Source organism: Thioclava pacifica DSM 10166 (assembly GCF_000714535.1).
In the GTDB taxonomy this organism is placed as follows: Bacteria; Pseudomonadota; Alphaproteobacteria; order Rhodobacterales; family Rhodobacteraceae; genus Thioclava; species Thioclava pacifica.
The window spans coordinates 155,775-179,697 of the sequence record NZ_AUND01000039.1 but is presented as its reverse complement, the minus strand read 5'-3'; the positions used below and the strand labels follow the sequence as shown (position 1 = coordinate 179,697).

Sequence of the window (23,923 nt, the reverse complement as noted above, 5' to 3'; positions counted from 1 at the left end):
CCGAAGGTCCGAGCCCGATTTGGATGATGCTGCGCGATTGACCGTGTCTGCTCCGGAGAGGCGGCGAGAATTTGAAGAATTCGAGCAGGTTCTCCAAGGGCTTGTTTCCGGCTTGAAGAGCGACGAATTGTGAGTGCCGGAACGTCAGGCAATGGGTCGACACACCCGAAAGCAAACGGTTCGAATTTAGGATTTCAGAGGCATGGCGTTGTTTGACTACACTATCCTTCACTGGAGCACATTTCTGACCGCAGCTGTACTGCTGAACCTGTCACCGGGACCCGACATCGCGTTCATTCTCGGCCAGACAATTCGCGGCGGCCGGAAATCTGGTTTTGCCGCCATGGGCGGCATTTGGACCGGAGCCCTCGTTCACGCGAGCTTCGCAGCCGCGGGTCTCTCGGCGATCCTGGCATCGTCGGCAACAGCTTTCGCAGCTGTAAAATGGGCCGGGGCGGCTTACTTGATCTATCTTGGCATAAAGGCGCTCCGCTCACGCGGCGGTTCCTTCGTGTCCGAGGCGCAATCGGGCCTGGTTTCGGCGCTCGTCATCTGGCGACAAGGGGTCTTCGTGTCGCTTTTGAATCCGAAAGTCGCGATCTTCTTCTTAGCGTTCTTGCCACAATTCGTCGTTGAAGGGGCCGGGCCGATCTGGGCACAGCTGTTCCTACACGGGCTGCTCATCATCGTCGTCGCGGGATTGATCGAGCCGCCGCTTGTGCTCCTTGGCGAGAAACTGACAGAAGGCCTTCGGGAGCGACCAAACCTCGGCATGTGGATGGACCGGTGCCTTGGAACTCTACTGATCGGACTTGGTATCAGGTTGGCCTTGCAGCAGAAATAACGCGGGCCGCTGAGGTAATCGGCAAACTCGTAACACAGGCCACTGAAACGGGACGATCGAGTCCAAAAACAGACTTCAGCCGGCCCCTCACGTCTCTTTCATCGGCAAGACAGCTGCTTGAGCCACTGACAAAGCGGTCATTGGCGTTGCTGCAACGAATGGCAACTTATTCCGCCCAAGCCGCCCCTTCGCAAGCGCCCTCCGCCCTTACAGCTTCCGCGTAATCCGTGCCGCCTTACGGGCCCGCTTCACCGCCTCTTGGGTGGTCTGCTGGGCCTTGCGTTCCTCGGGGGTCATCTCTTGCGGAGACTTGCCCCGGTTCGAGGCCATGCCGACGCCCTTGTTAATGCCCCAGTTGATCCCGCGACGGACCAGCATGCGGATGATCATATTGATGATCTGGTTGAGGTTCATGGGAGAAGCCCCTTTCAATCCTCGAAAAGTTCGGACTGGCCGGTTTGTGCCTCGTCCTCGTCGTCTTCGTCCGAGCTTGCACCGGGAAGGGGACGGGAGTCCAGTAACCCTGCCGCGCGCAGCTCCTTGAGGCCCGGAAGGTCGCGCGCGCTCTCAAGGCTGAAATGATCCAGAAAACCTTGGGTGACGACGAAGGTCACGGGGCGACCCGGGGTCATGCGGCGGCGCCCGAAACGGATCCATTCCATCTCGAGGAGCTGGTCGATCGTGCCGCGCGAGACAGCGACGCCGCGGATTTCCTCGATCTCGGCGCGCGTGACGGGCTGGTGATAGGCGATGATGGCGAGCGTCTCGATTGCGGCGCGCGAAAGCTTGCGCTCCTCCACCGTCTCCTTCTGCATCAGGAAGGCGAGGTCAGGCGCTGTGCGCACGGCCCATGCCTCGCCCACCTTGACCACGCGCACGCCGCGCCCCTCGTAGCGTTTGCGCAGATGCACCAGCGCCTCGGCCGGGTCGCATCCATGCGGCATACGTTCTTCCATTTCGCGGATCGTCACCGGCTCGGCGGAGGCAAACAGGATCGCCTCGACCATCCGTTCCTGCTCCGCGATGGGCGGGGCCGCGAACAGCGTCTTTTCTTTTTCGTCGGTCACGTCTTCGTCGGTCACTTCCGGCTCGTCGCTCATGTCTTCTTCCGGATCGAAATGGGTTGGAACGTGTCGCTCTGGCGGATCTCGATCTGGCCCTGCTTTGCCATTTCCAGAGAGGCGGCGAAGGTTGCGGCGGTGGCCGAGCGGCGGCGCTTGGGATCAGAGGCCCAGCCATCGGGCAGGAAGGTCGTCAGCTCCGACCAGTCGCCCGCGAATCCGATCAGCCCACGCATCCGGTCAAGCGCCTCTTCCATGGTGAAGACGTTGGTACGGTCGAAGGCATAGGGGCGGAACTCGTCGCGGGTGCGGATGCGCGCATAGGCCTGCATCAGCTCCATCAGCGAGGCTGTATAGGTGATCTTGCGCACCCGTGCGACTTCCTCGGAGACGCCGCGCACGAACGTATCGCGACCCAACCGGTCGCGTGCCATCAGCTGCGCGGCGCTTTCGCGCAACGCCTGCAGACGTTCGAGCTGGAAGGCCAGATGCGCGGCCATGTCCTCGGCCGACGGTCCCTCGGCCTCGGGATCGGGTGGCAGCAACAGGCGCGATTTCAGGAAAGCGAGCCAGGCCGCCATCACGAGGTAATCGGCCGCCAGCTCGATCCTGAGTGCCTTGGCGCGCTCGACGAAGGCCAGGTATTGCTCGGCCAGTTGCAGCACGGAGATCTTGCGCAGATCCACCTTTTGCGTGCGCGACAGTGTCAGCAGAAGGTCAAGCGGGCCTTCGAACCCGTCGACATCAACGATCAGCGCCTCGGCCTGAAGCCGATCCGCCACCGTCTGGGTCTGAAACAGGTTTTCGGGTTCAGCCATGCGCCCTGCCGCTCAACAATGCCTCAAGTTCGGCATCGAGCGCGGCCATGTCAACAGGCTCGGGCGGTTGGCGGCGATCGAGAGCGGCTTCACCCCGCGCGACCGCCTGTTCGCTCATCACCGGCGCGGCGAGCGCGACCTCTTCCATCGCGGGCATATCGCCTTTGCAATGCAGCACCAGATCGCAGCCTGCGGCAATCGCCGCCGCCGCGCGGGTGCCAAAGCCTCCCGCAAGCGCCTCCATCCCGATATCATCGCTCATCAGCAAGCCGCCAAAGCCGATCTCTTCGCGGATCAGCGAAATGATCTTGGCACTTTGCGTCGCGGGCGCGTCATCAAGCGCGGTAAAGCGGATATGGGCGGTCATGCCCAACGGCAGATCGTTCAGCGCCTTGAAGGGCGCGAAGTCACTGGCGATCAGGTCTGCCACCGAGGCCTCGACCACCGGGAGATCCTTGTGGCTATCCGAGATCGCGCGGCCGTGGCCGGGGATATGCTTTATGACCGGCAGCACGCCCCCCGCCAGCAGCCCCTCGGCGGTGGCGCGGGCATTGGCGATCACGGTCGCCGCGTCCTTGCCCAGACAGCGGTTTTGCAGGAAGGGATGGGTCAGAAGCCCCGCGATGTCGCAGGTCGGCGCGCAATTGGTGTCGATGCCGACCGCACGCAATTCCTCGGCCATGATCCGCGAGCGGATCCAGAAAGAGCGCGGCGCCCCCTTCCCCGCCCGCACGGCTTGGTCCAGCGGCGGCAACCATTCGCGCCAATGAGGCGCCCGCATCCGCTGCACGCGCCCGCCCTCCTGATCGATCAGCACGGGCGCGTCCCGTCCCACGGCCCCGCGCAGCGCATCGGTCAGGCGCGTCACCTGCTCCGGCGTGTCGATATTGCGGGCAAAGAGGATGAAGCCCCAGGGATCGGCCTCGCGGAAGAAATCGCGCTCGGCCGCGGTGAGTTCCGTCCCCTCGCAGCCGAAGATCGCGGCGACGCCCATCAGCGCACCTGTGTGGGGATACAGTTCTGCCGTTCGGCCAGAAGCGCCGCGCAGAACTGGCGCGCCTCGGTCACGTCGTCAAATCCCGCAACCCGCAGGCGGAAGAATTCGCGCCCGCCGGAGCTGGCCTTCTGGATCACCCGCTTCTTGCCCGCCATCAGCGCATCGAAACGCGTGGCAATGCGATCCCATTCTCCTTTCGCATCCTCGGCGGTGTCAAACGCGCCAAGCTGCACGAGCCGCGTGCCGGAGGCGAGCTGGCCCGGATCGAGATCGGTGACCGCGGCCTCGGCCGCGCTGTCCGACATCTGCGAGGTGACGGCCTGCTCGAGCGCCGCCGCAAGCAGCGCGTCGCGCATCGGCTTCACCATCGGGCGCGGCGAGCGCGCGACGCCGGGAACGGAGGCCGGGATCACACCGCTGACCTCTTCCGGCCCGGCTCCGGCATCAACGGCCACCTCTTCGGGGCGGTTCTCGGGTTCGGCCGGGCTGAAGGCCGCGGGCTGCACCGGGATTTCGGGGGCGGCGGCAATCTGGTCGGGTTCGACGCTGAGGACCGCAGGCGCAACTGCGGAGACGGCGGCGGCCAGCGCGTCGCTGTCGGGCGCGGAGACCGGCGGGCCTTCGGCGCTTTCCATCTCCTGCGCGAGCTCGCCCATCGGCAGATCTTCGTCTGTGAATCCCTCCGGCGCGGGTGCGAGCGTGACCCGATCGGGGGCAGGCGCGGCCTGCCCGGTGCCCGCGACATCGTTGACCGCCAGCCCCGTGTGGCGCGCAAGCTCCCCGCCCGGATCCTCGGGCGCGATGCGCGCGGGCCCGTCCATCGCACGGATCACCGGCACGCCGTTGAGATCGCGCATCGCAAGCTGGTAGCCCCAGACCACGAGCCCGCCGAGCATCGCCACCGAGGTCAGCGCGCCTGCGACATTCACCCAGCGCGACATGGCCCGCGGTGCAGGATCGGCTGCGGGTTCTTGGGGATGTGCGTAATGGGGCTGCGGGTATTCATACCCGTAACCCCCACCGTCGCGGTAGTCGTAGGTCGCCATGCTCGTCGCCTCGCCGCCGGTTGCCCGGCCTTGTCCGGTTGCCCGGGAATTGCCTGTTCCCGGCGGCGTGCGTTAGCGCATCTCTTCAGCCGGGGTCACGCCAAGAATAGCAAGACCGGCAGAAATGACAACGGCGCAGGCCCGGGCAAGGGCGATTTTCGCCGCCGATGCGTCCTCGTCGCCCTCTTGCAAGAAGCGCAGCGACAGATCGTCATTGCCGCGATTCCACAGGCTGTGCAGGTCCGAGGCAAGATCATAGAGGTAGAACGCGACCCGATGCGGCTCGTTCGCGCGCGCGGCGATTTCCACCAGACGCGGGAATTCGGCGATCTTCTTGACCAGCGTCAGCTCGGCCTCGTGCCAGTCGCCAGAGAGATCGGTCCCGGCCAGACGCGCATCCGACATGTCCCAGCCCGCCTCGGCGGCCTTGCGCAGCACCGAGCAGATACGCGCATGGGCGTATTGCACGTAGAAGACCGGGTTGTCCTTGGATTGTTCCAGCACCTTGTCGAAGTCGAAATCCAGCGGCGCGTCGTTCTTGCGCGTCAGCATGTGGAAGCGCGTCACGCCCGCCCCTGCCTGCTCGACCACGTCGCGCAGCGTGACGAAGGTGCCCGCGCGCTTCGACATCTTGAAGGGCTCGCCGTTCTTGAAGAGCTTCACCAGCTGGATCAGCTTGATATCAAGCGTGACCTTGTTCTCGCTCAGCGCTGCGACAGCCGCTTTCATCCGCTTCACATAGCCGCCGTGATCGGCGCCGAACACGTCGATCAGCAGGTCGAAGCCGCGTTCGATCTTGGTCCAGTGATAGGCGATATCGGGCGCGAAATAAGTCCAGGAGCCGTCCGATTTCTTCACCGGACGATCCACGTCATCGCCATAGTCGGTCGATTTGAAGAGCGTCTGCTCGCGCTCCTCCCAATCTTCCGGCAGCTTGCCCTTCGGGGGCTCGAGCACGCCTTCATAGATCAGCCCGAGATCCTCGAGCCGCTTCAGCGCGGCCTCGATCTGGCCTGTGCCATAAAGCGATTTCTCGGAATAGAAGACATCCATCTTCACGCCGAGAAGCGCCAGATCCTCGCGGATCATGTCCATCATCTTCTCGGTCGCGAATTCGCGCACATCCGAGAGCCAGTCCTCTTCGGGCTTGTCAAGCAGGCTCTCGCCATACTTGGCCTTGATCGCCTCGCCCACAGGGATCAGGTAGTCGCCCGGATACAAACCCTCACGGATTTCCGGCTCGAGGCCACAGGCCTCGCGATACCGCTCATAGGCGGAGCGGGCGAGCACATCGACCTGCGCGCCGCCATCGTTGATGTAGTATTCGCGCGTGACGTCATAGCCCGCGAAATCCAGCAGGCTCGCCAGCGCATCACCGAACACGGCCCCGCGCGTATGGCCGACATGCATCGGACCGGTGGGGTTCGCGGAGACATATTCCACGTTCACCTTCACGCCGCGCCCCAGATCGGAGCGACCGTATTCCTTGCCCTCTTTGAGCACCGCATGGGTCACATCGGCCCAGACCGAGGGCACGAGCCGCAGGTTGATGAAGCCGGGACCGGCCACGTCGGCCGTCGCGATCCGCGCATCCTCTGCCAGTTTCGCCGCCAATGCCTCTGCAATATCACGCGGTTTAGCCTGCGCAGGCTTGGCCAGCACCATCGCGGCATTGGTCGCCATATCGCCATGCAAAGCATCGCGCGGCGGCTCCACCGCCACATTGGTGTAGTCGAGCCCCTCGGGCAGCTTGCCCTCGGAAACCATCTGGTCGAGCGCCGCGATCACCGCGGCCCGGATATCGGAAAACAGGTTCATGATCTCTGGTCCTTGCTTGCGCCTTCCCCTGCCAGAGCCGAGCCACGGCGTCAATGGCGCGAGCGGATAGCACAATGCGAGAGGGGCGGTCCGCAGATGCCGGACCGCCCCTCGAATGCTGTTTCACCGACGGATCAGGCCTCGCCCGAGAGCCCCGCCGCCGCGATCCCGGCCAACGCCGCTTCGGCGTCGTTGTCGGACGTATCGCCCGTGACACCCATCGCGCCGATCACGGCCCCCGAGGCGTCGCGGATCAGCACGCCGCCCGGCACCGGGCAGGTCTGGCCACCATAGATGCCGTTCACCGCGGCCATGAAATAGGCCTGGGCCTCGGCCCGCGCCATCTGCGCCTTGCCGCCCATGCCCAGCATCACCGCGCCGTAAGCCTTGGCCCGCGCAACGTCGAACCGGCCCGGGGCCGCGCCATCGCCGCGCGCGAAGGCCTGCATGTTGCCACCCGCATCGAGCACCACCGCAGACAGCGGCTTCCAGCCCTCTTCGACGCCTTTTGCCAGCGCCACGTTGATCATCGTCTGCGCCTGTTCGAGCGTGATCATGCGCGTTCCTCCTTCACTTGGGCGCGGCGCTGATGCAGCACCGGCTCGGTATAGCCCGAGGGCTGAACGGTTCCGAGGAAGCACAGGTCGCAGGCCGCCTGGAAGGCGAACCCGTCATAGCCCGGCGCCATCGGGATGTAGCTGGGATCGCCCTCGTTCTGGCGATCGACGACCTTGGCCATCTTGCGCAGCGCCTCCATGACCTGCGTTTCCGAGACCACGCCATGCTCCAGCCAGTTCGCGATTGCCTGGCTCGAGATCCGGCAGGTCGCGCGGTCTTCCATCAGGCCCACGTCGTGGATGTCGGGCACCTTGGAACAGCCCACGCCCTGATCGACCCAGCGCACGACATAGCCGAGGATGCCCTGCGCGTTGTTCTCGATCTCGTCGCGGATCTCCTCGTCGGAGTAGTTCTTGCCCTTGGCCAGCGGAATGGTCAGCAGATCGTCGAGCCGCGCGGGGCGGTCCATCGCGGCGATCTCCTGCTGGCGGCGCTTCACATCGACCTTGTGGTAATGCGTGGCGTGCAGCGTGGCGGCCGTCGGGGACGGCACCCAAGCGCAGTTCGCACCCGAAAGCGGGTGGCCGATCTTGGCCTCCAGCATGTCGGCCATGCGGTCGGGCATCGCCCACATCCCCTTGCCGATCTGCGCCTTGCCCGCGAGCCCGCATTTCAGGCCGATATCGACATTGCGATCCTCATAGGCCTCGATCCAGGGCTGGCCCTTCATCTCGCCCTTGCGCAGCATCGGACCGGCCTGCATCGAGGTGTGGATCTCGTCGCCGGTGCGATCGAGGAAGCCCGTGTTGATGAAGGCCACGCGATGCTTGGCGGCGCGGATGCATTCCTTGAGGTTCGCCGAGGTGCGGCGCTCCTCGTCCATGATCCCGAGCTTCACCGTGTATTGCGGCAGGCTCAGCGCCTCTTCTACCCGGTCGAAGATCTCGTTGGCGAAAGCCACTTCCTCGGGACCGTGCATTTTCGGCTTCACCACATAGACCGAGCCGGTGATCGAGTTGCGCGGGCCTTCGGTCTTCTTCAGGTCGTGCATTGCGCAAAGCGTGGTGACCATCGCATCCATCAGGCCTTCAAAGGCCTCCTCGCCATCGCGGGTCAGGATCGCGGGCGTCGTCATCAGGTGGCCCACATTGCGCACCAGCATCAACGCACGGCCCTTGAGCGTGATCGTTTCGCCGCCCGCGCCGGTGAACTGATAGTCACCCTCGAGCTTGCGGGTGAACTTCTCGCCGCCCTTGCTCACGCTCTCGCGCAGATCGCCCTTCATCAGGCCGAGCCAGTTCCCATAGGCGAGAACCTTGTCCTCGGCATCGACGCAGGCGACAGAGTCCTCGCAATCCATGATCGAGCTGAGCGCGGCTTCCATGATCACATCGGCAATGCCCGCAGGGTCGGCCTGACCGACCGCCGTCGCGGGATTGATTTCGATGACAACATGGAGCCCGTTATTTTCGAGCAGCACTTCCGACAGCGCGCCGTCATCGTCGGTGTTGAAGCCCTTGAACTGGCCCGGATCGGCCAGCCCGGTCTCGCCCACCGCGTTCTCGACGAAGAAGACGCCGTTCTCCACGCGCAGCGCGGTCACATCGGCCCAGGAGCCACCGGCAAGCGGAGCGGCCTCGTCGAGGAATTGCTTGGCCCGCGCGATCACGCGATTGCCGCGCTCGGGGTCATATCCCTTGCCCTGCGGCAGATCGCCCAGCGCATCGGTGCCGTAGAGCGCATCGTACAGGCTGCCCCAGCGCGCATTGGCCGCGTTGAGCGCATAGCGCGCATTGGTGATCGGCACGACAAGCTGCGGGCCGCAGACGGAGGCGAATTCGGGATCGGTCGGCGGCGTCTCGATCTCGAAATCCGGGCCTTCGGGCAGCAGGTAGCCCAGCTCGGTCAGGAACGCCTTATAAGCATCGAAATCGAACCCTTCGGCGCGATGATGCGCGTGCCAGTCATCGAGCTTCGACTGAATTTCGTCGCGCTTGTCCAGGAGCGCGCGGTTCTTCGGCCCCAGATCATGCAGGAGCTGCGACAGTCCCGCCCAGAAGGTCTCAGCCGCGACACCCGTCCCGGGCAGCGCCTGATCCTCGATGAAGGCTGCCAGTTCGACGGCCACCTTGAGACCGTTCCGCTCGACCCGTTGCACCATGACTTCCTCCCTTGGCTGAGACGGCCACATAGTTGGGTCGCTGGAAAGGGAATGTCCAGCGTTTTACAGAAAAATTTCCACAAATCGGTAAAATTAAATGACCAATAGAGATAAAATTCGTGCCTGACGGCACAGAACCCCCACGCCAGAGGCGTTCTTACTGCGACTGGCGCGGGAAAACCTATGTCATTTGACGCGTCGCACAGTGTTACTGCGAGCCGCCGACCCCAGTCGTCGCAGGCGCCTGCGTGGTCGAGGGCCCGGTTCCGTCAAGCGGCGCAGCGGGCGGCTCGGACTTGACGACCCCATCGGTCGTCGGGATTGCGGCGGCCGGGGTCTCGGCAGGGGGCGTCTCACTGGCGGTCTGGGCGTCACGGCTCGCCGCTGCGATCCAGGCGAAGACAAGCGCAACGCCGAGCAAGGCCATCACGGCCATGCCGATGAGGGCCGGCGCATGGCGGCGTTTCTGGCGGTCGAGATTGGTGTCGGGGGCGGACATAGGGCCTCCTTTCATGTTACATTTGCGCCCTCCTTCCGGAGCGCGTGGAAGGGATGCATTGTGTCAGTAACGCGCGCGAGAGGCCGAAAGTTGCATGATCCGCGCGACTTTCCCGTTGCATGAGGAGCGCGGCATCCTGACGCTCCTTGCTAATGCTTTCTTTTTCTTTCGCTTTTGAAGCTAGATTTTGATGTACCCCACAAAAGGTTTGCTTTCTGCAATCGCCGACACAGCTACTTCGCCGAAAACCACACAGGAGACCCATTCAAGAATGACAGCCGATGTGACCGCGCTGGACTCTGTCACCAAGCGCCTTGACGAGTATCGCCCCTATCCGTTCGAGCTTGAAACCGTGCGGCTCGATTTCCGGCTCGATCCGAAACAGACCGAAGTTCGCGCACGGATGGCCTTCAGCCCGAAACTGCCCGCCGCCACCTTGCATCTCGACGGCGAAGAGCTCGATCTGGTGTCTATCTCCCTCGACGGGCGCAGATTGCTGCGGGACGAATACAAGACCAGCGCGACGGGTCTGACGATCTTCGCAGCCTCGCTGCCCGAACAGCCCTTCACCCTAGAGACAGTGGTGCGCATCGCGCCCGAGACGAATACCGCGCTCGAAGGGCTTTACATGTCCAACGGCATGTATTGCACGCAATGCGAGGCCGAGGGCTTCCGCAAGATCACCTATTATCCTGACCGCCCCGACGTGATGGCAAAATTCCATGTCACGATCACGGGCGACGCACCGGTGCTGCTGTCGAATGGCGATCTGGTCGCGCAGGAGAACGGCTATGCCGAATGGATCGACCCCTGGCCCAAACCTGCCTATCTCTTCGCCCTCGTCGCCGGTGACCTTATCGCGCATTCGGGCACCTTCACCACGATGTCGGGCCGAGAGGTTGCGCTCAACATCTGGGTGCGCAAGGGCGACGAAGACCGCTGCGAATTTGCGCTCGAGGCGCTGAAACGCTCGATGCAATGGGATGAAGAGGTCTACGGGCGCGAATACGACCTCGATATCTTCAACATTGTCGCGGTCGACGACTTCAATATGGGCGCGATGGAGAACAAGGGGTTGAACATTTTCAACTCCAAATGGGTTCTCGCCTCGCCCGAGACCGCGACCGATGCCGATTACGAACGCATCGAGGGCATCATCGCGCATGAGTATTTCCACAATTGGACGGGAAACCGCATCACCTGCCGCGACTGGTTCCAGCTGTGCCTGAAGGAAGGGCTGACCGTCTATCGCGATCAATGCTTCACCCGCGACACGCGGCTCGGCCCGGTCAAGCGCATCGATGACGTGATCATGCTGCGCGCACGCCAGTTTCGCGAGGATCGCGGCCCGCTCGCGCACCCGCCGCGCCCCGACCACTATAAAGAGATCAACAATTTCTATACCGCGACCGTCTATGAGAAGGGCGCGGAAATCGTGGGGATGTTGCGCACGCTGGTGGGTGAAACCGGCTACCGTCAGGCGCTCGACCTTTATTTCGAGCGCCATGACGGGCAGGCCTGCACGATCGAGGATTGGCTGAAGGTGTTCGAGGACAGCTCGGGCCGCGACCTGAGCCAGTTCAAACGCTGGTACACCGATGCGGGGACGCCGGTGCTTCGCGTTAGCGAGCATTACAAGGACGGGGTCTTCACGCTGCGCTTCGAGCAGGAGACCAAGCCCACTCCCGGTCAGCCGCAGAAAAGACCGCGCCATATTCCGATCACCGTGGGGCTGCTCTGCCCCGATGGCGACGAACGCGCGCCGTCGCGGGTGCTGGAGATGACCGAGGCCAAGCAGGAGTTCACCTTCGAGGATCTGCCGCAAAGGCCCGTCGCCTCTATCCTGCGCGGATTTTCGGCCCCGGTCAGTCTCGAGCGCAATATCGCGCCCGGCGAGCTGGCCTTCCTCCTCGCCGAAGACACCGATCCCTTCAACCGGTGGGAGGCGGGACGGCAATTGGCGCAAGAGGCGTTGGTGGCGATGGCGCAAGGCAAGGCCGCGCAGCCCGATTACGCGGTCGCGCTTGGCAAGTTGATCACGGATGAAAGCGCCGAACCCGCGTTTCGTGCACTCTGCCTGCGGCTTCCTTCCGAGGATGGCATAGCGCAGTCGCTGCACGACCGCGGCCTCACCCCTGATCCCGATGCGATCCATGCCGCGCGCGAGGCACTCGCGACAGACCTTGCGCGAAACCACGAGGCTGCGCTTGCCGAGATTTACGACGCGATGGCGGTGCCCGGCCCCTACAGCCCCGATCCCGGACCTGCAGGGCAGCGCGCACTGCGCCTCGCCGCTGCCGGACTGCTGAACCGCATTGACGGCGGCCAGCGGGCGCAGGCGCTATTCGAAAGCGCGACCAACATGACCGAGAGCCTCGGTGCGCTCAGCCTGCTGGTACAGGCTGGTGCCGATGAGGACGCGCTTGCAGCCTTCCGCGAACGTTGGAAAGGCGACCGGCTGGTGATGGACAAATGGTTCATGACCCAGCTCGCTGCCTGCCCGCCCGAGATCGCCGTCGAGCGAGCCGAGGAGCTGACCGAGGATCCGCTGTTCACCTGGAAGACGCCGAACCGGTTCCGTGCGCTCATGGCGGGGCTTTCGGGCAACCACGCCGGTTTTCATGGCAAGGACGGGGCGGGCTACCGCTTCTACGCTGACTGGCTGATCCGGCTCGATCCGGTCAACCCGCAGGTTGCCGCGCGCATGTCCACCGCCTTCGAGACCTGGAAGCGCTACGACGCCGAGCGCCAGGCGATAGTGCGCAATGCGCTCGAACGCATCAGCGCGACGCAAGGGCTAAGCCGCGATCTCTCGGAGATGACGGCGCGGCTTCTCGCCTGAACATGATTCTTCCGGCAGGGGCGTGCGCGCAGGGTGCGCGCCCTTTCCGACCTCAAGCCCCGACAATCGCGCCGATTTCGGCCTGTTGTTACGCGAGCGTAAACAGCGCCCGTTTTCGCCCCGATTTTGACCCAGCCGCGTTAAAGCCTCGCCGAGTTCTGGGGGCAAAACCAAGTCCATAGCAAACGACAAAGACCGATCATGGACGACATCCCTTTTGAATATCGCAAACAGGCTCGCCGGGCAGGAGGTTATCTCGCGCTCGGTCTTGGCATGGGCCTGCTGTATTTCGCGGCGCAGATTGGCGCCCAAAACTGGATTCATGCGCTTATCTGGACATTTCTGCTGCTCACGCTCTGGCGGCTTGCACGCAATCGCTCCGGGGCTCTGCGGATCACGCAGGCCCGGATGGAGGTGTTTCGCAACGGTCGCCAGCTCGGGAGTTTCCCGCTCGCTCAGATCGCTGCGGCCCAGATCCGCAAACGCCGCTTTGGCGGAATGGAATGCCTGCTTTTCCTCTCGGACGGACGGCACGCCTACCTGCCCCCCGAGGCGATCCCGTCGGCCGAGCGCCTGAGCGCCGAATTGAGCGCGCGCGGCGTCGAGGTGAGCTAAGCCCCGGTCGCGGGTGGGAGCGCCCTCTTGCCCCCGCCCCGCCCCTGTCCTAGAAGGCGGATCAAGCCTATCAGACAGGATGCGGACATGCTCGACCATCTCGAATTCAAAGCCCCCGAACCCAAGGTGATCGCCGGCGCCAAGTCGGATTGGGAACTGGTGATCGGGCTCGAGGTGCACGCGCAGGTCGCCTCCAAGGCCAAGCTCTTCTCGGGCGCCTCGACCACGTTCGGCGCCGAGCCGAACTCGAACGTGGCCTTCGTCGATGCGGCGATGCCCGGCATGCTGCCGGTGATCAACGAATTCTGCGTGGCGCAAGCCGTGCGCACCGGGCTGGGCCTGAAGGCCGAGATCAACCTGACCTCCGCTTTCGACCGGAAGAACTATTTCTACCCGGACCTGCCGCAGGGCTACCAGATTTCGCAGCTCTACCACCCGATCGTGGGCGAAGGTGAGATCATCGTGGATATGGGCCCGGGCGTTGCGCGCAAGGTCCGGATCGAACGCATCCACCTCGAACAGGATGCGGGCAAGTCGATCCACGACATGGATCCGCACATGTCCTTCGTGGACCTCAACCGCACCGGCGTCGCGCTGATGGAGATCGTCTCGCGCCCCGACATCCGTGGCCCCGAAGAGGCGGCCGCCTATGTCGGCAAGCTGCGCCAGATCCTGCGCTATCTCGGCACCTGCGACGGCAACATGCAAAACGGCAACCTGCGCGCGGATGTGAACGTGTCGATCTGCAAGCCCGGCGCTTACGAGAAATATCAGGAGACGCAGGATTTCTCGCATCTCGGAACGCGCTGCGAGATCAAGAACATGAACTCGATGCGCTTCATCCAACAGGCCATCGAATACGAGGCCCGTCGCCAGATCGCCATCGTCGAAGACGGCGGCGAAGTCGTGCAGGAAACCCGCCTCTACGATCCGGACAAGGGCGAGACGCGTTCGATGCGCTCGAAGGAAGAGGCGCATGATTACCGCTACTTCCCCTGCCCCGACCTGCTGCCGCTGGAAATCGAGCAGGCCTGGGTGGACGACATCGCCACCACCATGCCCGAGCTGCCCGACGAGAAGAAGGCGCGCTTCGTGACGGCACTTGGACTGTCGGAATACGACGCCTCGGTGCTGACCGCAGAGGTCGAGAACGCGGATTACTTCGAGGCCGTGGTGGCCGAGGCCGGTGACGGCAAGCTCGCCGCGAACTGGGTCATCAATGAGCTCTTCGGCCGCCTGAAAAAAGACGACCGCGCGATCACCGACAGCCCCGTGAACCCCGCCCAGCTCGGCGCGATCATCAAGCTGATCAAATCCGACAAGATCTCGGGCAAGATCGCGAAGGACCTGTTCGAGATCGTCTATACCGAGGGCGGCGACCCGGAAAAGATCGTGGAAGAGCGCGGCATGATCCAGGTCACCGATACCGGCGCGATCGAGGCGGCGGTGGACGAGGTGATCGCCGCGAACCCCGATCAGGTCGAGAAGGCCAAGGCCAACCCGAAACTCGCGGGCTGGTTCGTCGGTCAGGTGATCAAGGCTTCGGGCGGCAAGGCCAACCCCAAGGCGGTCAACGAGATCGTGGCGAAGAAACTGGGCCTCTGAGCCTTCCCACCTTCCGGATCGGGGCGCCTTCGGGCGCCCTTTTTCATGCGACGACGTCGTCAGGGCGGAACCTTGCTTCAGGCTTGCCGCTTATCCTCCCGCGCCCTAGGGTCGCGAAAAGGTGACGAGGAAAGGGTTTGCGATGAGTGGTTTGCTGGCATTGCTCGATGACGTGGCGGGGATCGCCAAGATCGCGGCAACCTCGATCGACGATGCAGCAGGTCAGGCGGCCAAGGCAGGTTCGAAGGCCGCAGGCGCGTTGATCGACGACGCCGCCGTCACCCCGAAATACGTCCACGGCTTCAAGCCCGCCCGCGAATTGCCGATCGTGGGCAAGATCGCGCTCGGCTCGATCAAGAACAAGCTGGTCTTCCTGTTGCCCGCGGCGCTTTTGCTCTCGGCCTTCGCCCCCTGGCTGATCACGCCCTTGCTGATGCTCGGCGGCTCGTATCTGTGTTTTGAGGGCGCCGAAAAGGTCTACCACCTGTTCAAGCCGCATGAACCCGATGCCGAAGGCCATGTCGCGGCAGAGACTGCCGATCACCTCGAAGAAAAACGCGTGAAATCAGCGGTGAAGACCGATTTCATCCTCTCGGCCGAGATCATGACGATCGGCCTTGCGGCGCTGCCCGAGGGCCAGCCGATCTGGATGGAGGCGATCGCGCTGGCAATCATCGGGATCGGTGTGACGGTGCTGGTCTATGGATCGGTCGCGGTGATCGTGAAAGCCGACGATGCAGGGCTATGGCTGGCCGCGAACGCCAGATTCGGTGCGACCCGGGCCTTTGGCCGCGGCATGGTGAAATTCATGCCCTGGCTGATGAAGGCGCTGATGATCGTGGGCACGGCGGCGATGATCTGGGTCGGCGGCAATATCGTGCTGCACGGGATCGCAGAACTCGGCTGGCACGCCCCCTATGACTGGATCCACCATCAGGCCGAAGCTGCCGCCCATGCGGTGGAGACAGCGCAGAGCTTCGTCGCCTGGGCGGTAACCGCGTTTTTCGACGGGATCTTCGGCCTCGCCTACGGCTTGGTGCTTATCCCCATCGTCACCCGCGTGATCCAGCCGATTTATCGCGCGTTGACCGGAAAGCAGAAACCCGCACATTGACAAGGGGCGCTGCCCCTCTTCGGCTTCGCCGAATTCACCCCGAGATATTTTCATCAAGAAGAAGGTCCATTTCCGCTTCTTCTTGAAAAAAATATCTCGGGGGGGCTCGCGGCACGCGAGCGGGGGCAGCGCCCCCTCGACGGAGCCGGACCGAAGATCACTTGAAGTTGCGGCTTTCCTTGAGCTGATCCCAGGCCCAGACGACCTCTTGCAGCATCTCTTCCTGCGAGCGATCGCCGCCATTCATGTCCGGGTGCAACACCTTGATCAGCGCCTTGTAGCATTTGCGGATCTCGGCCTTCGACATCGTGTCCTTGGCATCGAGAATGTCGAGGGCGCGGCGTTCGGTCGGCGGCAGCTTGCGCCCGAGCGAACGCCCGGGGTTCTTCGTGGCATTGTCGCCGAGGATCTCATGCGGATCGGAGATACCGTGACGCGCCCAGCCCTTCTCCTCCTTGGCCTTGCCGAAGGGTTTGGTCGGACGTTCCCAGACGGTCGCGTTGTCGAGGAAGGCCTGGAATTCTTCCTCGGACTGGCCTTGGAAGTAGTTCCAGTTGAGATTGTATTCGCGCACGTGGTCCTTGCAGAACCAGTAGTAATCATCGAGCACCTTCGGGCTCTTGGGCGCGCGATACTTGCCCGGCTCGGTGCAGCCCTCCTTGTCGCAGATGCGCGTCGAGGTCTCGAAAGCGCCCGACATGCCGCGCTTGCCGCGCGAGCGGCGCTTCTTGTCGGCGGCGGCCGAGATGTTGAAACCGAAGGGATCGCTCTTGCTCATGCTTGCCTCATTCGTCCTGCCCGCGTGCCCGTCCGGTGCGGTGGTTTTCCGTCTGCCTCCGAGTCGGGTCACGCAGTCTAATCGAAATGACGGATCATGAAAGGGCCCGAACCCGATCTGCGACGGAAAAACGCTGATCCTGGAGGAGATCCGCAGGTGCCGAATGTCGCTTGATCCCGAGCAAATCGCGCCAGCCCGCAAGCGCGCCCGCTGCGACGTGTCATGCAGCCACGGCACAGAAGAACGCAAGCCGACTCAGGCTTGTCTATCCCGAGGACCGTTAGCCGGCACCGCTTGCGCGCAGTCACAGGCTGGCAAACGCCATCACGCTTTGGGCGGGGCTCAAGCGTCCTCGTCTTCGTCCGAGCGGCTGGCGCGCAGGCTGGGTGTGCGGCCTTCGGGCGCCTCGGCCGAGAGGGCGCGGCGTGCGGGCTCGTTGGGGGCGGCGGCGCTTGCTGGCGCTGCCTCGGCATTCGCGGCGGGCTCATGGACGGCATGGGCACCAAGCCCTTGCGCAGGATCAAGGCTCACAGCGCGGCGGAATACGAGCAGGTTGTGATAGACCGTCGTCTTGCCGGTCAGCCCTGCGCGCTCCTCGGCCGGAAGCGTCTCGGCACGCAGATAGTCCCAGCCCTTCGCGGCCATCTCGTTCATCACGGCCGAGAGCGTATGGGCGAACCGATCTGCCCCGGTCTTGAGCCCGCGTTCCTTCTCGCCGCGTGCGGGGGCGGGAACGACCTTGTATTCGTATTGCTGCATCGAATGCACCTCATCTGGCTTGGCGCCTTTCTAGCTGATGGCGGTTTCGGGTCAACCGAAACGGGGGTGCGCGAGCGGGAACGGGCCGAGATCGCTGTGCCCGTGACAATCGCGGCCCTTGCACGCCCCCGCGCGATGGTTCACAAATCGCAGCCAACAAGGAAAGGACGCCCGCGATGCTCGATCAGAATGCCAAGCCCACCGAAGATATCGATGTCCGTGAAGTCTTCGGAATCGAGTCCGATATGAAGGTGAAGGGGTTTGCCGATCGCACCGACCGCGTGCCCGAGCTCGACCCGACCTACAAATTCGACCCCGATACCACGATGGCGATCCTCGCGGGCTTTGCCTATAACCGCCGCGTCATGATCCAGGGCTATCACGGCACCGGGAAATCGACCCATATCGAGCAGGTCGCTGCCCGGCTGAACTGGCCCTGCGTGCGCGTCAATCTCGACAGCCATGTGAGCCGGATCGACCTGATCGGCAAGGACGCGATCAAGCTGGTGGACGGCAAGCAGGTCACCGTTTTCCACGAAGGCATCCTGCCTTGGGCGCTGCGCAACCCGACCGCGATCGTGTTCGACGAATACGATGCCGGCCGCGCCGACGTGATGTTCGTGATCCAGCGCGTGTTGGAAGCCGACGGCAAGCTGACGCTGCTCGATCAGAACGAAGTGATCACGCCGAACCCCTATTTCCGCCTCTTCGCCACCTCGAACACGGTGGGTCTGGGCGACACGACGGGCCTCTATCACGGCACTCAGCAGATCAACCAGGGCCAGATGGACCGCTGGTCGCTGGTGGCGACGCTGAACTATCTCAGCCACGACGCCGAAGCCGCGATCGTCCTGTCGAAGAACCCCGCCTACAACACCGAAGCCGGACGCAAGACGATCAGCCAGATGGTGCATGTGGCCGATCTCACCCGGACCGCTTTCATGAACGGCGATCTGTCGACGGTGATGTCGCCGCGCACGGTGATCGCCTGGGCGCAGAACGCACGGATCTTCAACAATGTCGGCTACGCCTTCCGGCTGACCTTCCTGAACAAATGCGATGAGCTCGAGCGCCAGACGGTGGCCGAGTTCTATCAGCGCCTGTTCGACGAGGAACTGCCCGAAAGCGCGGCGAACGTCGCGAAGTGATCCGGCTCGCTATCCTGATCGCCTTATTGCCTCTTGCGGCAGTCGCGCAGGAGGCGCCAAAGGATGGCGAGATCTTCGCCGCGATCACGGGCGACTGGAATGGCGACGACGTGCCGGACGCCGCGATGCTGGAGCAAAGCGGCGCCGATGCGGCCGATCTGGTGATCTATCTCGGCGATCCGGTCTTTGGGCTGAAGGAAACGCTACGCGTCGAGCGGGTTGTCTTTTCTGGGCAGATGGGCGGGCAGACCCCTTCCTTGCACCCGGCCTCCGATACGTCGTTCAAGCTCCATTCCGAGCAGATCGGCATTGGCCGGACGCCCTGGGAAAGCGATTACGCGATCGCCTGGCGCCACGGTGGCTTCGTCGTCTCGGGCTACACCTACCACTATTATGACCGGATTGATCCGCAGGACACGGGCAGTTGCGACGTGAACCTGCTCAGTGGCGGCTACGTGATGGAGAAGGGCACCCAGCGTGCCGAGGGTATGCAGGACCGCCGTGCGTTCCCGCTCAGCACGCTTCACGCGGACTGGATGCCGATGATCTGCACGGGGCTGTTCCAGTAGACGCGGATTCCGACTCGCCAAAGGGCAGAGCGGATCGGGGGCGGACCGGAGCGTATCGTCCCGCGTCCCAAAGGAAATGCCCGGGCGCTTGACCGGGCATTCCGAATTCCCAAACGCAGAAAAGCCTCACGCGGCCTTTCGCGCCTCGGCCTCATCCTTCGCGTTTTTCGCAGCCCAACCCCAGAAGGCCATATCGTCGAGCAGTGCCTTGGCAGGCCCCTCGAGGTGATCGCCCAGCTCCGAGATCGGCGTGCCTTGCGAGGCTTTCACGAAATCCGCCCCGCCAATGCTTACCGCGCCCGCGACCGGCACCATGCCGAAATTGATCGCCACGAGGCGCAGATGCTCGACCGCGCGCGCCGCGCCGACACCGCCATAGCCAACGGTGCCCAACGGTTTGCGCTGCCAGCCCTCGAACGCATAATCGAACGCGTTCTTGATCGAAGCCGGGATTGAGTGGTTGTATTCGGCCGTCAGCACGATGAACCCATCGAAATGCTTGAGCCGCTCGCCCCAGGCCTGCGCCTTGGGATCGGTCACGGGCTTGGCCGCCGGGGGCGCAACCTCGTCGAAGAAGGGCAGCGCGGCCTCGCGCAGGTCGAGCACCTCATAGCTCATATCTTCGCGCGCCGCGATTTTCTTCTCGAACCATTCCAGCGCCTTGTCGGCAAAGCGGCCTTCGCGGGTCGTGCCCACGATCACTCCGATTTTCAGCGTCTCAGCCATATCCGTCTCCTTTCCACTGGCCCGCATCGGGAGGGCGGCGAGCCTTTGAGACTAAAGGTAAAGCTCCCTTACCCGGTTCCAATGGCTCAATATGTGCGCCGGTGAACGGCTCTGGCGCGGAACGGGCGGGAACCGCCCGCGGCGCGGATCGGCTCTTGCGGGCGCGCGCGCGCGGTGCTTTACCTTTGCCATGAGCAAGCCCTCCGATAACCCCGCCGATCCGTTCAAGAAGGCACTGGCCGAAGCGACGAAAACGCTCGCGGACGCGCCCGACATGACGGTGAGTTACTCGGTCGACCCTTCGGGCATGACCGCAGACACGATGCGCCTGCCGCAAGTCTCGCGGCGGATGACCCGCGAGGAGGTGCTGCTGGCGCGCGGTACGGGCGATGCGCTGGCAATGCGCCGTCGCCACCACGACGCCGCGATCGACAGCCGCTACGCGCCCTCGGGCGATCTGGCCGCGGCGATCTACGAGGCGATGGAGACCGCGCGCTGCGAGGCGCTTGGCGCGCGAGAGATGCCCGGCACGCTGAGCAATATCGACGCCAAGATTGCCCATGAGGCCGAGCGCAAGGGCTATGCCCAGATCCGCGCCCCCGAAGAGGCCCCGCTCGCGGTGGCCGCGGGCTATTTCGTGCGCGAACTGGCCACGGGCCGCAAACTGCCGCCGGGTGCCGATAACGTGCTCGACCTGTGGCGGCCTTTCATCGAACAATCTGCGGGCGAGGATCTGGAGAACGTCAATCACGTGCTGAGCGATCAGGCCGCGTTCGCACGGCTGGCGCGCAAGGTGATTGCCGATCTCGGCTATGCCGACCAGCTCGGCGACGACCCAGACGAAGAAATGGGCGACGAGAGCGAGGACGAGGATCAGTCCAGCCAGGACGAGGAACAGGGCGAAGAGCAGGCCCGCGACGAGCAAGAGCAGGACGACGCCGAGGCCTCCCCGGAATCCAGCCAGGAAACCCAGCAGGACCAGAGCCAGACCACCGTCAGCTCGGACGATCTCGCCGATCAGGAGATGGGCGAAGAGGTAGACATGCCCCAGGCCGATGCGCCGCTGGAGCCGCCGCCGCCCCCGCCCCATTCCGCTGCCGACCCGAATTACACCGTCTACACGACCGAGTTCGACGAGGAGATCGCCGCCGAGGATCTGGCCGAACCGGCGGAACTCGAACGGCTGCGCCTCTATCTCGACCAGCAGTTGGAGCCACTCAAGGGCGCGGTGTCGCGTCTGGCCAACAAGCTGCAACGCCGCCTGCAGGCGCAGCAGAACCGGTCTTGGGAATTCGACCGCGAGGAAGGGATGCTCGATGCGGGCCGCCTTGCACGCGTTGTCGCGAACCCGACCACGCCGCTGAGCTTCAAGGTCGAGAAGGACACCGAGTTCCGCGACACCGTGGTCACGCTGCTTCTGGACAATTCCGGCTCGATGCGCGGCCGCCCGATCTCGATCGCGGCGATCTGCGCCGACGTTCTGGCCCGCACACTGGAGCGTTGCGACGTGAAGGTCGAAATCCTCGGCTTCACCACGCGGGCCTGGAAAGGCGGGCAATCGCGCGAGAAATGGCTCTCGGATGGCCGCCCGCAAAGCCCGGGTCGCCTGAACGACCTGCGCCACATCATCTACAAGCGCGCCGATGCGCCCATGCGCCGGACGCGGGCCAATCTGGGCCTGATGATGAAGGAAGGCCTGCTGAAGGAAAACATCGACGGCGAGGCGCTGGAATGGGCGCATAAGCGTATGCTGATGCGTCCCGAGGCGCGCAAGATCCTCATGGTGATCTCGGATGGCGCGCCGGTCGACGATTCCACGCTCTCGGTCAACCCCGCGATCTTCCTCGAAAAACACCTGCGCGACGTGATCGCCATGGTCGAGAAACGCCGCGCGGTGGAGCTGATCGCGATCGGCATCGGCCATGACGTGACGCGCTATTACCAGCACGCGGTGACGATCACCGATGTCGAGCAGCTGGCAGGCGCGATGACCGAACAGCTGGCATCGCTGTTCGACAGCGACCCGCGCGCGAAGGCGCGTTTCCTCGGGATCAAGAAGGCGATCTGATGTTTCAGGATTTCTCGGTGCAATCGCGCCCCGAACTGGGCCCGCCCCGTCTGGCGGCCCTGCGCGAAGCCATGTCTGCCGCAGGGCTCGACGGGTTCATCATCCCGCGTGCCGATGCCCATCAGGGCGAATATGTCGCCGAGTGCGACGCGCGTCTGGGCTGGCTGACGGGCTTCACCGGCTCTGCGGGCTTCTGCATCGCCCTGCCCGAGATCGCGGGCGTCTTCGTCGATGGTCGCTATCGGGTGCAGGTGCGCGCCGAGGTCGCGCTCGATCACTTCACTCCGGTCAACTGGCCCGAGGTCAAACCCGCCGACTGGCTGCGTGAACACGCGGTCTCGGGTGCCAAGATCGGCTTCGATCCGTGGCTGCACACGAAATCCGAGATCGCGCGGATCCGCGAGGGTCTGGAGGGCTCGGGCATCGCGCTGGTGGAAAGCGCGAACCTCGTCGACCGGGTCTGGGAGGACCGCCCTGCCCCGCCCGCCGCCCCTGCCCGCATCCACCCGCCGGAATTCGCGGGCGAGACGGCCGAGGCGAAACGCGCGCGTCTGGCCAAGGGCCTGCGCGCCCGGAACGCCGCCGCCGCCGTGCTCACCTTGCCGGATTCAATCTGCTGGCTTTTGAACATTCGCGGCGCCGATATCCCCCGCAACCCGGTGGTGCAGTCCTTCGCGGTGCTCTTCGAGGATGCCACGGTCAAGCTCTTCGCCGATGCGGCCAAATTCGACGAGACCCTGTGCGCCCATCTCGGCCCCGAGGTCTCGATCCTGCCGACCGACAGCCTCACTGCCGCGCTGGAGGCCATCGAAGGCCCGGTGCTGGTCGATCCCGACAGCGCCCCGCTCGCCGTCTCGCTGCTGCTGGCCGATCACGGCACGAAGATCGTTGAGGCGCGCGATCCCTGCATCCTGCCGAAAGCGCGCAAGAACCCGTCCGAGGTTGGGGGCATGGAGGCCGCCCATCTGCGCGATGCCTCCGCGATGGTCGAGTTCCTGTGCTGGCTCGACGCCGAGGCCCCCAAGGGCCAGCTGACCGAGATTGACGTGGTCACGGCGCTCGAAGGTTTCCGGCGCGACACCAATTCGCTGCTCGACATCTCCTTCGATACGATCTGCGGCGCGGGCGGCAATGGCGCGATCGTCCATTACAGGGTGAACGAGGCCACCAACCGGCCCGTGAAACCGGGCGAGCTGCTGCTGGTGGATTCCGGCGGGCAATATGTCGACGGCACCACCGACATCACCCGTACCGTCGCCGTGGGCGCGGTGCCTGACGATGCGAAACGCCCCTTCACCCGCGTGCTGCAGGGCATGATCGCGCTTTCGCGCTCGCGCTTCCCGCGCGGGGTCGCGGGCGCCCATCTCGACGCGCTTGCCCGCGCGCCGCTCTGGGCCGAGGGCTTGGACTACGATCACGGCACGGGCCATGGCGTGGGCGCGGCCCTTTGCGTCCATGAAGGCCCCGCCCGGATCTCGCGCGTCTCCGATCTGCCGCTCGAGCCCGGCATGATCCTGTCGAACGAGCCGGGCTATTACCGCGAAGGTCAATTCGGCATCCGGATCGAGAACCTGATCCTCACCGAAGAGGCCGCGCCCAAGGGCGACAATCGCGACCAGCTCTCCTTCGCGACGCTCACCTGGGTGCCGATCGACCGCCGCCTGATCGACGAGACGCTTCTGGGCCCTGACGAGCGAGATTGGCTCAACGCCTATCACGCCGAGGTTCAGACCCGCATCGCGCCTCTGGTGAGTGATGCGGCGAAGGCTTGGTTGGAAAGAGCCTGCGCGCCGATCTGATGCGGCCCGCATCCGGCAGTCGAAGGATGCCTCCGGCGGGGATATTTGGAGCAGTTGGAATGGGAAGGGTCTTCCTTTCCAACTGCTCCAAATATCCC

Annotated in this window: 21 protein-coding genes; 9 read left to right on the top strand and 12 right to left on the bottom strand. The window is 64.2% G+C overall.

The window, feature by feature from the left end:
* Positions 1 to 202 precede the first annotated feature (202 nt).
* Positions 203 to 844, top strand: coding sequence for a LysE family translocator (locus TP2_RS15805; protein ID WP_240473777.1), 642 nt, complete (start codon positions 203 to 205; stop codon positions 842 to 844).
* A 207-nt stretch (positions 845 to 1,051) separates the two neighbouring features.
* Here the strand turns inward: TP2_RS15805 and TP2_RS15800 are convergent, their stop codons facing one another.
* The 9 genes from TP2_RS15800 to TP2_RS15760 all read right to left on the bottom strand — a co-directional run bounded on the left by TP2_RS15800 (position 1,052) and on the right by TP2_RS15760 (position 9,802).
* Entirely contained in the window at positions 1,052 to 1,258 is a 207-nt protein-coding gene (locus TP2_RS15800) for a hypothetical protein (RefSeq protein WP_038079463.1), read from the bottom strand.
* Between the two features lie 14 nt (positions 1,259 to 1,272).
* Positions 1,273 to 1,944: an SMC-Scp complex subunit ScpB gene (gene scpB / locus TP2_RS15795; RefSeq protein WP_240473776.1), complete on the bottom strand. Its 672-nt coding sequence runs from the start codon at positions 1,942 to 1,944 to the stop codon at positions 1,273 to 1,275.
* Entirely contained in the window at positions 1,941 to 2,723 is a 783-nt protein-coding gene (locus TP2_RS15790) for a segregation and condensation protein A (protein WP_038079462.1), read from the bottom strand. The genes scpB and TP2_RS15790 overlap by 4 nt, the downstream gene beginning before the upstream one ends.
* A complete protein-coding gene (locus TP2_RS15785; RefSeq protein ID WP_038079461.1) occupies positions 2,716 to 3,717 on the bottom strand; it encodes a glycoside hydrolase family 3 N-terminal domain-containing protein in 1,002 nt (333 codons plus the stop codon). Before TP2_RS15785 ends, TP2_RS15790 begins: the two co-directional genes overlap by 8 nt.
* Positions 3,717 to 4,766: an SPOR domain-containing protein gene (locus TP2_RS15780; protein WP_038079457.1), complete on the bottom strand. Its 1,050-nt coding sequence runs from the start codon at positions 4,764 to 4,766 to the stop codon at positions 3,717 to 3,719. The genes TP2_RS15785 and TP2_RS15780 overlap by 1 nt, the downstream gene beginning before the upstream one ends.
* Positions 4,767 to 4,838: 72 nt before the next feature.
* Entirely contained in the window at positions 4,839 to 6,584 is a 1,746-nt protein-coding gene (gene argS / locus TP2_RS15775) for an arginine--tRNA ligase (protein WP_038079455.1), read from the bottom strand.
* A 134-nt stretch (positions 6,585 to 6,718) separates the two neighbouring features.
* A complete protein-coding gene (locus tag TP2_RS15770; protein WP_038079454.1) occupies positions 6,719 to 7,141 on the bottom strand; it encodes a GlcG/HbpS family heme-binding protein in 423 nt (140 codons plus the stop codon).
* A complete protein-coding gene (locus TP2_RS15765; protein WP_038079453.1) occupies positions 7,138 to 9,303 on the bottom strand; it encodes a malate synthase G in 2,166 nt (721 codons plus the stop codon). The genes TP2_RS15770 and TP2_RS15765 overlap by 4 nt, the downstream gene beginning before the upstream one ends.
* 208 nt (positions 9,304 to 9,511) lie before the next feature.
* Complete coding sequence (locus tag TP2_RS15760) at positions 9,512 to 9,802, bottom strand: hypothetical protein (protein ID WP_038079451.1); 291 nt, start codon at positions 9,800 to 9,802, stop codon at positions 9,512 to 9,514.
* 271 nt (positions 9,803 to 10,073) lie between these two features.
* Between TP2_RS15760 and pepN the strand changes: the two genes are divergently transcribed.
* The 4 genes from pepN (at position 10,074) to TP2_RS15740 (ending at position 15,978) form a co-directional block, all read left to right on the top strand.
* Entirely contained in the window at positions 10,074 to 12,644 is a 2,571-nt protein-coding gene (gene pepN, locus TP2_RS15755; RefSeq protein WP_051692729.1) for an aminopeptidase N, read from the top strand.
* Between the two features lie 201 nt (positions 12,645 to 12,845).
* Entirely contained in the window at positions 12,846 to 13,259 is a 414-nt protein-coding gene (locus TP2_RS15750; RefSeq protein ID WP_038079450.1) for a hypothetical protein, read from the top strand.
* Positions 13,260 to 13,346: 87 nt separating this feature from the next.
* Entirely contained in the window at positions 13,347 to 14,864 is a 1,518-nt protein-coding gene (gatB, locus tag TP2_RS15745; protein ID WP_038079449.1) for an Asp-tRNA(Asn)/Glu-tRNA(Gln) amidotransferase subunit GatB, read from the top strand.
* Between the two features lie 142 nt (positions 14,865 to 15,006).
* A complete protein-coding gene (locus TP2_RS15740) occupies positions 15,007 to 15,978 on the top strand; it encodes a DUF808 domain-containing protein (protein WP_038079448.1) in 972 nt (323 codons plus the stop codon).
* Between the two features lie 157 nt (positions 15,979 to 16,135).
* Here TP2_RS15740 and TP2_RS15735 read toward each other — a convergent pair whose 3' ends face one another.
* Both TP2_RS15735 and TP2_RS15730 read right to left on the bottom strand, forming a co-directional pair.
* Positions 16,136 to 16,756: a J domain-containing protein gene (locus TP2_RS15735; protein ID WP_038079447.1), complete on the bottom strand. Its 621-nt coding sequence runs from the start codon at positions 16,754 to 16,756 to the stop codon at positions 16,136 to 16,138.
* Between the two features lie 342 nt (positions 16,757 to 17,098).
* Positions 17,099 to 17,515 carry a DUF4177 domain-containing protein gene (locus tag TP2_RS15730; protein WP_038079445.1) on the bottom strand — a complete coding sequence of 139 codons (417 nt, stop codon included), beginning with the start codon at positions 17,513 to 17,515 and terminating at the stop codon, positions 17,099 to 17,101.
* A gap of 176 nt (positions 17,516 to 17,691) precedes the next feature.
* Here TP2_RS15730 and cobS point away from each other — a divergent pair, with 176 nt between their 5' ends.
* Positions 17,692 to 18,663 (top strand): cobaltochelatase subunit CobS, encoded by a 972-nt coding sequence (gene cobS, locus TP2_RS15725; protein ID WP_038079443.1) that lies wholly within the window; start codon positions 17,692 to 17,694, stop codon positions 18,661 to 18,663.
* A complete protein-coding gene (locus TP2_RS18115) occupies positions 18,660 to 19,232 on the top strand; it encodes a hypothetical protein (RefSeq protein ID WP_051692728.1) in 573 nt (190 codons plus the stop codon). The genes cobS and TP2_RS18115 overlap by 4 nt, the downstream gene beginning before the upstream one ends.
* Before the next feature lie 126 nt (positions 19,233 to 19,358).
* Here the strand turns inward: TP2_RS18115 and TP2_RS15715 are convergent, their stop codons facing one another.
* On the bottom strand, positions 19,359 to 19,958 hold the full coding sequence (locus TP2_RS15715) for an NADPH-dependent FMN reductase (RefSeq protein ID WP_038079440.1): 600 nt from the start codon (positions 19,956 to 19,958) through the stop codon (positions 19,359 to 19,361).
* A 190-nt stretch (positions 19,959 to 20,148) separates the two neighbouring features.
* Between TP2_RS15715 and cobT the strand changes: the two genes are divergently transcribed.
* Together cobT and TP2_RS15705 are read left to right on the top strand one after the other, a co-directional pair.
* Positions 20,149 to 22,026, top strand: coding sequence for a cobaltochelatase subunit CobT (gene cobT, locus TP2_RS15710; protein ID WP_038079525.1), 1,878 nt, complete (start codon positions 20,149 to 20,151; stop codon positions 22,024 to 22,026).
* On the top strand, positions 22,026 to 23,825 hold the full coding sequence (locus tag TP2_RS15705; RefSeq protein ID WP_038079439.1) for an aminopeptidase P family protein: 1,800 nt from the start codon (positions 22,026 to 22,028) through the stop codon (positions 23,823 to 23,825). The genes cobT and TP2_RS15705 overlap by 1 nt, the downstream gene beginning before the upstream one ends.
* The last annotated feature ends 98 nt before the right edge of the window (positions 23,826 to 23,923 follow it).